This window comes from Novosphingobium resinovorum, assembly GCF_036352595.1.
Classification (GTDB): Bacteria; Pseudomonadota; Alphaproteobacteria; order Sphingomonadales; family Sphingomonadaceae; genus Novosphingobium; species Novosphingobium resinovorum_B.
The window spans coordinates 1-9,432 of record NZ_JAZFAX010000070.1; the positions used below are offsets into that span (position 1 = coordinate 1).

Sequence of the window (9,432 nt, forward strand, 5' to 3'; positions counted from 1 at the left end):
TCGATGGCAAGTCCACCTGGACGGTCACGGGCACTTCATACCTCAATCGCCTGAACCTTGCGCCGGGCGCGCGGATGCAGGCGCCGGAGGGTTACAAGCTGACGGTCACGCTCGGCGGCAAGCCGGTGGATGTCTCGCATACCGGTTCCTACCAAGGCGCGATCGAGGTTGCCGTCACCAGGAACTGACCTGAAACGATTCGGGCAACGAGCGGGCGCTCCCTTTCGGGAGTGCCCGCTCTTTCGCGTCATTTCCAGAACAGTGCCTTGCGCCCCGCCGCGCGCAGCTTCGTGAGCATTTCGGCGTACATAAAAAGGCCGGTGATGGTCATTACCGCCAGTGCCAGACCTGCGACGAACACGAAGCCCTGTACCGCCCGTCCGAAGGCCAGCCCGGAATGCAGGTCCTGCAAGGTGGCGGAGAGTTTTGCGGGTCTAGCGGTCTGGCCGGTCGCAGGTTTGGCGAGTAGCCTTCCGTCGCCGTCGTAGACGAGGGTGCGCGGCAGCCCATCGGCCCATACCTGCAAGCGCAGCCCCTTTGATGTTCGCCGCATGTCGACCTCGATCACGCCGGGACGCGCCTGCGGATGGCGACGCAGGGCGTCGGTAACGACGCTGTGTACGATATGGCCGAGATCCGGCGGCAGCGGTGGCATGTCCGCCTGCGAGACGGGCGGTGTGCTGCGCCTGACGCTGGCGGGATCGGCGATCTCGCTCAACGTGGTCGCGGTGCCGGTAACGCATACGTACAGGAACGGCGCGGCAAGCGTTCCTGCGAGCCAGCGATGGAGCTTGCGGTTCATCGATCTCCTCCCCTTTCAGCGCGACCAGAAAAAGCCAGGCCGGCCGCTGCGCCGCCGTTTCTTCCACATGTCGATGTACATCCAGGCTCCACTGGCAGTCAGGAACACGAATGAGAGCCCCGCGATCAGGCTGAGCAGCTGGCCTGGCAGCCCGATAATCGTGCCGCGATGCAGGTCTTCGAGCAGGCGGTGCAGCGCGGACCGCCACCTGGGCACCGGACGTTCGGCCGGGATCGCCCGGTGTGACAGCAACCTGCCGTCGGGCATGGCGAATTCGAACTGCTGGCGGTCGCTTCCCGGGGCTCCGCTGGCGGTCGCGCTCAGTCGTGCGCCGTCCGGCGTCATGCGCAACACCAGTCGGGTGCTGGTCATGTCGGCGGCATCGCGGGACAGGCGTTCGGCCGCATTGCTGATCCAGCCGGGGGCTTCGGCGGCAGGCAACGGGCTGCTGGCGCGTTCCGGCTCTGGATGGGTTCGCCCGCTCGTCCAGACATCGACGCCCAGCGCGACCCCGGTGATGGAAACCCATGCGAGAACGGCCATGCTGCCCGTGCTTACCCAGCGATGGTAGCGTCGCCAGCGCATGGCGGCAGGTGCCTTGCGCGATCTTGCAGGCGTGTTCGACATCGTCTCCCCTTTCGTTCTGTTGTGCCGGGGTTATGGGCGCGCAAGCGGCAGGGCTGCCATTGCGGACGACCGCATAACAGGGTTGCAGCGAATGACGGGGAGACATTGCTCAGGGACCTTGTGCATTGCTGTTATATCGAATTTGCGGGGTCCGGAGCGTCCAACCTCCTCTTATCGTGAGTGGACCGAATGACGGCGCCGCAAAAGGCAGTCCGCGAAAATGGGGGAGAACATCATGGCTATCGCCATGCCGGGCCTGCGCGTCCGGCTTAAGACCGCATCGTGCATCACAACGCTGGCGTGGCTGGTTGCCGCCGGGGTGTCGGCCATGGCGCAGCAGGTCCGAACCGATCCGACACCCGGGCCGGTCGCCAACGGCCTCGTCGGCCTGACATTCAATGCCACATACGAGAGCTTCGACTACCCCGCCGTGATCTACGTGCGCGACGGCAAGGTCGATGCGGCGAAGTCCCACAAGGACCAGATCACGGCGGGACGCTTCACAGGGCGATCGGCGGACGGCATCCACATCGCCGTGCGTGCCGATCGTTCGAATGGCATCTATGTCGCGGGCAAGACCGACTTCACGCTTTCCCGCGCGAAGATCGAGGTCTTCGGCAATTCTGCAGGCTGGGACGAGAATTTCGGTCTTGGTGCCGGTGCGACGGTGGGCGAAGGGGCGACGCTGACCGTGCGTGACAGCACGATCGAAAGCCACGGCATCAAGGCATTGGCGCTGGCTGCCGCCAACGGCACGCTGCGCGTCTACAAGTCACGCCTTCACGCCTTCGGCGGGAACGTTCCGGCGCAGAACATGATCCCTGGCACCGGTCCTGGCTATGTCGGCGCTCCCGAGGCGCTGAACATCGTGGGCACGGCTCGCACCGCCAATGTCGTCGGTTCGGGCAAGGCTTATTATTACGATTCCACCATTATCAGCGAAGGCTGGGGGGCGCTTTCCACGGACTCTGCGCGGCCATACGTCTACCTCGAAATCAACAACTGCGACGTGGAGGCACGCAACGGCGGTTATGGCGTTTATGCCGACATCGGTGCGGAAGTGGTCGCCAACGGATCACGCTTTCGCTCCGCCGACTATACCGGCATCATCTCGGGCGACGGCAAGATTCGTCTCAACGACGTGACCGAGGACGGCGCGATCCATGGCATCATGATGCACGCGCCAGGGCAGGACTTCCTCAAGACTGCCGACCTCAGGATCAAGGGCGGTCATTTCCGCACCCGCAAGGCATCGATACTGGTACTGAGCACCAATGCCGATATCGATCTCGACGGCGTCGATCTGCAGCCGGCCGACGGGGTGCTGCTGCGCTCCGAGATCAACCCGAGCAAGCGCCAGCCGCTGCTGCGCTGGCTGCTTGATCCCAAGAAGCAGGCCGACATTGCCACAGGCCCGGTCACGGGCATCCACCTGACCTTGCGCAACATGACCGCGACCGGGGCCATCGAGCATGCGGATACCACTCGCCCGTTGATAATAGACCTGGTCGGCACGGTGCTGAAGGGCAGTGTCACCGGATCGGTCTGGACGATTAGCGACGTGACCGTGCGCATGGGCGCTGGCGCACGGTGGAGTGCGACGCAGGATTCGCGGGTCACTCTGCTCGGCGCCACGGACGCAGGGGCCTTCGATGCGCCCGCTGGCATCACCATCACCGCGATCGCGGGCAAGGGTACGACCCTGAAGGGCAGCTACGCGCTGCCCGGCGGCGGAACGCTCATCGTCAAGAACTGAACCGGCGAAGACCGGCATGCCGGCACGGACATGCGCGTCCGTGTCGGACGATCACAACAACAAAAATTGGGGGAGAAACATCATGAAGAAGAACATCGCTTTGTTCGTCACCGGCTCGATCCTGGCGATCGGCGTGGCGCTGCCCGCCTGCGCGCAGGAGGGCACGGCCGCGGCGGAGACAGGAACCGCCGAGGCGACAGTCGCCGACATCATCGTTACCGGCACCCGCCTGTCGAACCCGAACTTCACCGCGCCGACGCCGATCCAGACGCTGTCCGCCGAGAACATCCAGGCCCGCGCGCCGATCAACGTCGCCGATGCGCTCAACGAGATGCCCGCCTTCCGCGCCAGTCGCAATGCGACCGGCGGGCGCGCCTCGGGCTCCCAGCTTGGCGCGCAGTCGCTGATCGACATGCGCGGCCTCGGGCCGGAGCGCACGCTGGTGCTCATCAACGGCAAGCGCCATGTCGGCACCAACTTTCGCGGAACCTTCGACACCGCGCTCATCCCCGTCTCGCTGATCGAGCGGGTGGACGTGGTCACCGGGGGCGCCTCGGCCGCCTATGGCTCGGATGCGGTCGCGGGCGTCGCCAACTTCGTGCTCAAGAACCATATGCAGGGCGTCACGGTGACCGGGCAATCGGGCATCAGCACGTACGGCGACGACGCGCAGTATGCCTTCAACATGGCGGCAGGCACGTCATTCGCAGACGATCGAGGGCATATCATTTTCGGCGCCGATTATGCGCGCAACCGGGGTGTAGGCAACATCTACACCCGGCCCAGCGGCCGCACCGAACCGGGCCTCGTCTCGCCGGGCGGAACGGGCAATCCCTATTCGATCTTCACCGAAGGCGTGGAGTACGGATCCTATGCGCCGGGCGGGTTCATTACCAACAACTTCGGGACCAGCGCCAACCCGGTCTATTACGCCTTTGACGCCTCCGGCAGCCCCTACGCCTTCAATCGCGGCACCGTCTACGGCACCAACATGGTGGGCAGCACCGCCAATTACGGCAATTCGCCCTACGGCTTCTTCCAGCTCAAGGTTCCGACCAGCCGGGCGGTCGCCTATGGCCGGGGCGAGTACGAATTCTCCGATAGCGTGACCGCCTATGTCGAGGCGAACTACGGCCGCAGCAAGTTGCCCCGCACGATCACCGGCCCCAGCACTTCCACCTTCACCATCAGCCGGACCAACCCCTTCGTTCCTCCCGAACTGCTCGCGCTCATTCCGGCGACGACGACCAGCTTCACGCTCAACCGCCTGAACACCGACCTTGGCGGCAACCAGACCTCGCAGACCAACACCACCTGGCGCGTGGTCGGCGGGCTGGAAGGCAAGCTGGGCAGCGGCTGGAACTGGGACGCCTATGTCGAACATGGCGAAACGAAGCAGTTGTTCATTACCAACGGCATCGCCGGCGCGGCGTTCAAGAAGGCGGTCAACAACTGCAGTGAGAGTGGCCTTACCGCTACCGAACTTGCTCAGCTGGCGGTCTACGAGAGCTTCAACAACAAGGCCTGCGCCCCGTTCAATCCATTCGGCGTGGGTCAGGCTTCGGATGCAGCCTACGACTATATCCAGCAGGATCAGCAGCAGATCACCCGTCTGAAGCAGACGGTCGCGGCGTTCAGCCTTTCAGGGTCTCCCTTCTCATTGTGGGCCGGTGAGGTATCCCTCGCCGTCGGTGCGGAATATCGCCGGGATTCGGTCGATGTGGTGGCAGAGCAGCCGCTGGCCAACATCTTCGTCAACGGCAACTTCACGACGTTCAAGGGCGCCAACAGCGTGAAGGAGGGATTTGCCGAAGTCGGCGTTCCTTTGCTGCGCGATGCACCCTTCGTGCAGGCCCTGGATCTCAACGCCGCCGTTCGCTACACCGACTACAAGCTGAGCGGCAGCGTGCAGACCTGGAAGCTCGGCGCCACCTGGGAGCCGACCGATGGCGTCCTGCTGCGCGTGACCCGTTCGCGCGACATCCGGGCACCCAACCTCAACGAAATCTTCTTCATCGGCGGCGGGACGACCAGCACGGCGCTGGTCAACAGCATCCCCAACGGCACCCTCGGCGCCGGCAATACCGTCAACGCCGGCTACGGACTGACCGGTGCGGGAATCATGCAGGGGGCGGGGAACACCGCCGTCAAGCCGGAAGTCGCCGCCACGCTGACCGGCGGGATGACCTTGCGGCATGGCGGCCTGCGCGCCTCGGTCGATTATTACCAGATCAAGCTCAAGGGCGCGATCGTGCGTCTGACCGACCAGCAGACGATCAACCAGTGTGCTGCCGGAAACGCGGATGCCTGCAGCTTCATCACCTTCGACAGTGGATATACCTCCGGCATCGGCAAGGTCCTGACGGTCAGCCAGAACATCAACTCGCTTAAGCTGCGGGGCGTGGATTTCGAACTCGGCTATCAGACCCGGCTTGGCGAAAGCGACGCCCGCATCGAGGCGCGTCTGATGGTGAACTATGCGATCGACTATATCCAGGAGACGCCTACGGGCAGCCTGCAATATGCCGGCACCGCTTTCGGCACACCGCGCTGGACCGCGCTGGCGTCGCTCGGCTACGTCAACAAGGGCTTTTCGGCGACGTTGCAGGCGCGCGGGTTCACCAGCGTGATCTACGATCCTTCGCTGGCCGCGCCGGGTGATGAGGACTACGTCGCCGCCAGCACGAGCAGCATCAGCCAGAACCGTTTCGCCGGGCGCATCTACAACAACCTCTCGATCAGCCAGAAGATCGGCGACAATTTCCAGTTGTTCGGAGTGATCAACAACATGTTCAACGTCCAGCCGCCGAAGTACGCCATCATCGCCATGACCATGGGCAGCCGGACGCTGAACTATGATCTGATCGGCCGGACCTTCCAGGTCGGCGCGAAAGTCACGTTCTGACCGGCAAGCAGGAGAGAAAGCAGATGCCCGAGAGTTTCCGATCCACCCGCCGTGAGGCGCTCGCATTCGGGGGCCTCGCTTTCGGAGGGCTCGCAGCGTCGGGCGCATCGTTCCCAGCGCTGGCGACGCCGCGGAAGCGGGCGTCGGCCATCCGCCCGCGAGAGCGCTTCCTTGCCGGGCGCGATCCCTCGCTGACTGGCCCGCCGCCTGCCCAGGCGCCCGCGAAGGAGGGCTATTTCGCGGTTCCCGGCGGGCGGTTGTGGTATTGGGACACTGGCGGCAGCGGGGAGCCGGTGGTGCTGATGCATCCGATGACCGGCAGTGCGCAGTCGTGGGTCTACCAGCAGCCGGTACTGGCCAAGGCGGGCTATCGGGCGCTGGCGTTCTCCCGGCGCGGAGCCTTCGGGTCGCAGGTCGAGCCTGGCGCCGACGAAGCGTCACCCGGCGACGATCTCGCGTTCTTCGCCGATGCACTCCAGTTGAAGCGCTTCCATTTGGTGGGTGCGGCCGCCGGAGCCTTCGCGGCGGTGCGCTATGCGCAGGCGCATCAGGAGCGGCTGCTCTCGCTGGCTCTGGCGGGCAGCCTGCTCGGTCTCAGCGAACCGGTTCACGTGGCGCGTACCAAGGCGCTGATGCCGCCGCAGTTCCAGGACCTGCCCGCTGCCTTTCGCGAACTCTCGCCCAGCTACCGCGTAGGCAACCCGGAAGGCGTGAAGCGCTGGCTGGCGATCGAGGAAAGTGCGCTCAGCGCGACCGTAGACAAGGCCGCGCCCACCGTGCAGGCGAGGGCAAAGGCTGCTGCCACTGCCGGGCCGACATATGCGGACCTGCGCTCCATCACATTGCCAACGCATCTGATCTTTGGCGACGCGGATTTGTATTCGCCGCCTGCGCTTGCCCGTCCTCTGCTCGACGTCTTCCCGAACGCGCGGCTGACGGTCATCGGCGAGGCAGGACACGCGACTTTCTGGGAACAGCCCGAGGCGTTCAACGCGGCCCTGTTGCCGCTCGGCTGAAGAACGTTGGCCGGACAATGAAAAGGCGGGTCGCTAGGCCCGCCTTTTTCCGTTTCTATGGTGCCCTCAGCCTCGGTTTCTGCGCTCGTGGTAACCGGCTGTTCGCCGGGGAGGGGACCAGTAACTCCACGCGCTTCGCTTCGGCAGGAGGGGTGTTCGGTGCCGGGGCGCACTTGCCTTCGGCCGGACAGGACATCTTCTCGGATACCGGCGGCATGGCGCGCGGATCGACGCCGAAAGTCATCTCGGCGATGTAGCGGTCGATCTCCTCGCGCACGTTGGCCATCGCATGGTGCGAGGCTTCGGTCAGGATCCAGTCGGTCATGTTGACGGTGTCGCGCACGGCCTCGCGCTTGTAGCCCGGAACGTTGAGGTAGATGAACTCGTTCAGCGCGTCAGGAAAGAACATCTGCGTCGTCAGGCGCGTGCGCTCGCCGATGTAGACCTTGAAGTGGATGTGCGCGGTGCGGGCACGATACCAACCCGGGTAGATCGTACGGAACACAACCATGCCGTCCTCGTCGCTCACCTGGGTGCCACGCAGGAACGTCTCGCCGATCGTCGCGATCTTCAGATCGTCGCCCTGATAAGGATAGTTCGAATAGATCCCGCCGGCATCGGCCTGCCAGCAGTCCACCCGCGCATTGCGAATCGGACGGCATGAGGGATCGACGATGCGCACGCGGACTTCCAGCGGGATGCCGGGCCTACCTTCGGTGATGTCGCTGCGCATGATCGCGCGGTCTTCGTAATATGGCCCATCGACCACGTCGGGCAGCACGAAGCATATCCTCTCGCCATTCCCCGCCGTACTGCCCTTGGCGATTGCGATGTCCGGCGGCCAGCCCGGCGGCGCTGACGGCAACGCCGCCCACGCCTGCCGTCTCCAGTAGCCTTCTTCTGGTTACCGGCATTTCAGTCCTCCTCTCGTTATCTTTTGGTCCCTGGGGTCAGCGCATTCCCGGCGTCAGGAACGACAGGAACCGCCCCTTGGGGTCATGACGAGCCCGCAGTTGCTCCAGCTTCGCCGCGACTTCCATGGTCAGGTAGTTTTGCGGATGCGCTTCCATATTCTCGTCGTTCATCTGGCCTTCGCCGTTGGCGATCGGGTCGAGCATATGCATGGCATTGACGACCCATTTCTGCATCTGCGCGTCCTGCGCCGGGTCCTGCCACAGCGGATAGGCGGCGAAGAAGGTGTCGCCCCAGCCTGACAGCGCCATGCCGCTGAAGTCCGGGCGCGGGCCGTTGTACTGCCAGAAGATGTGCGTGCGCGGGGTGGGCATGCTTTCGACCATCGCCCGGATCAGCGGCACGATCTCGTCGGCATCCTTGTCGGTGTAGACGTTGTCGGCGGCGAAGCGGAAGCCTGCCGGATCGGCCATCGTCGCGCCGGTGTAGCGTTCCTCCAGCGTGGTCGGCTCGTTGCGGCGGCGCATGACGGCCTTGTCCCTGACCGGGCAGGTGTCGAACAGTGCGGAGACGGCTTCGGCCTCCTCTTCGCTGTCGGCGAACATCAGGCCGCTGAGGGCGAAGCGGGTCGGCGCCCAGTCGCCGGTCTCGGGATCCCAGCTGGTCCAGGAACCGACGAATTCGCAGTTGGTCGGCAGCTTCGCGCGGATCTCGTAGGCCCAGCGCATGGCGTCCTCGAAGGCGTCTTCATGGAACACGTAGCCGTTGGCGCGCAGGAATTTCGGGCGCGGATAGGCCTTGACGCGAAAGCGGGTCACGACGCCGAAGAAGCCTGCGCCGCCACCGCGCGCGGCCCAGAAGTAGTCCTGGTTCTGGTGCTCGCTCGCGATCAGCAACTCACCTTGCGCGTTCACCAGCTCGATCTCGACGACGTTGCGGCAGCCGTTGCCCCAGTGGCGGAAGTTCCAGCCAAAGCCGCCGCACATCAGGAACCCGCCGCAGGCGACGGTGTCATGGTGCCCGGTCGGCGCCATCAGCCCGTGTTCGGCCAGCGCATCGTTGAGGTGCCGGCCCTTGACCGAGGGGCGGACCCAGGCGGTGCGGCTCTCGGGATCGATCTCGATCTCACGCATCGCATCAAGGTCGATCAGTACCGACTTGTCGCGCAAGTGAGGCGAGGTCCAGCTGTGGCCGCCCGAGCGCACGCCGATCGGCAGGTCTTCGGCTTCCGCGAGTTTGACGGCGGCGATCACGTCCTCGACGCATTCGGCCTTCACGATGATCGATGGGAAGCGCAGCGGCGTGTTCTCGCGCCAGACCGTGGCATGGCGGGCCTTCTCGTACTCCACATGGCCCTGGCGCAGAACGGCACCGACGAAACCCTGAGACGACATCGAACTCTCCTAGACTATGT

Annotated in this window: 8 protein-coding genes; 4 read left to right on the forward strand and 4 right to left on the reverse strand. The window is 64.7% G+C overall.

Features of this window, described 5'->3' with window-relative positions:
• Positions 1-188, forward strand: a 188-nt coding sequence (locus tag V2S85_RS26265; RefSeq protein ID WP_330705737.1) for a hypothetical protein, incomplete at its 5' end; no start/stop codon positions are given.
• Positions 189-247: 59 nt separating this feature from the next.
• Here the strand turns inward: V2S85_RS26265 and V2S85_RS26270 are convergent.
• Together V2S85_RS26270 and V2S85_RS26275 are read right to left on the reverse strand one after the other, a co-directional pair.
• Positions 248-802, reverse strand: coding sequence for a PepSY-associated TM helix domain-containing protein (locus V2S85_RS26270; protein WP_330705738.1), 555 nt, complete (start codon positions 800-802; stop codon positions 248-250).
• 15 nt (positions 803-817) lie between these two features.
• Positions 818-1,429: a PepSY-associated TM helix domain-containing protein gene (locus tag V2S85_RS26275; protein WP_330705739.1), complete on the reverse strand. Its 612-nt coding sequence runs from the start codon at positions 1,427-1,429 to the stop codon at positions 818-820.
• A 235-nt stretch (positions 1,430-1,664) separates the two neighbouring features.
• Between V2S85_RS26275 and V2S85_RS26280 the strand changes: the two genes are divergently transcribed.
• From V2S85_RS26280 to V2S85_RS26290, 3 genes are all read left to right on the forward strand, one after another.
• Positions 1,665-3,185 carry a hypothetical protein gene (locus V2S85_RS26280; RefSeq protein ID WP_330705740.1) on the forward strand — a complete coding sequence of 507 codons (1,521 nt, stop codon included), beginning with the start codon at positions 1,665-1,667 and terminating at the stop codon, positions 3,183-3,185.
• Between the two features lie 82 nt (positions 3,186-3,267).
• The gene (locus tag V2S85_RS26285; protein WP_330705741.1) at positions 3,268-6,090 is read left to right on the forward strand and encodes a TonB-dependent receptor domain-containing protein; all 2,823 of its coding nucleotides are present in this window, start codon (positions 3,268-3,270) and stop codon (positions 6,088-6,090) included.
• Positions 6,091-6,113: 23 nt separating this feature from the next.
• On the forward strand, positions 6,114-7,106 hold the full coding sequence (locus V2S85_RS26290) for an alpha/beta hydrolase (protein WP_330705742.1): 993 nt from the start codon (positions 6,114-6,116) through the stop codon (positions 7,104-7,106).
• Positions 7,107-7,161: 55 nt separating this feature from the next.
• On the opposite strand, the gene V2S85_RS26295 is transcribed toward V2S85_RS26290, so the two are convergent.
• Both V2S85_RS26295 and V2S85_RS26300 read right to left on the reverse strand, forming a co-directional pair.
• Positions 7,162-7,971 (reverse strand): hypothetical protein, encoded by an 810-nt coding sequence (locus V2S85_RS26295; RefSeq protein ID WP_330705743.1) that lies wholly within the window; start codon positions 7,969-7,971, stop codon positions 7,162-7,164.
• An 85-nt stretch (positions 7,972-8,056) separates the two neighbouring features.
• On the reverse strand, positions 8,057-9,412 hold the full coding sequence (locus V2S85_RS26300) for an FAD-binding oxidoreductase (protein WP_330705744.1): 1,356 nt from the start codon (positions 9,410-9,412) through the stop codon (positions 8,057-8,059).
• Positions 9,413-9,432: the final 20 nt, after the last annotated feature.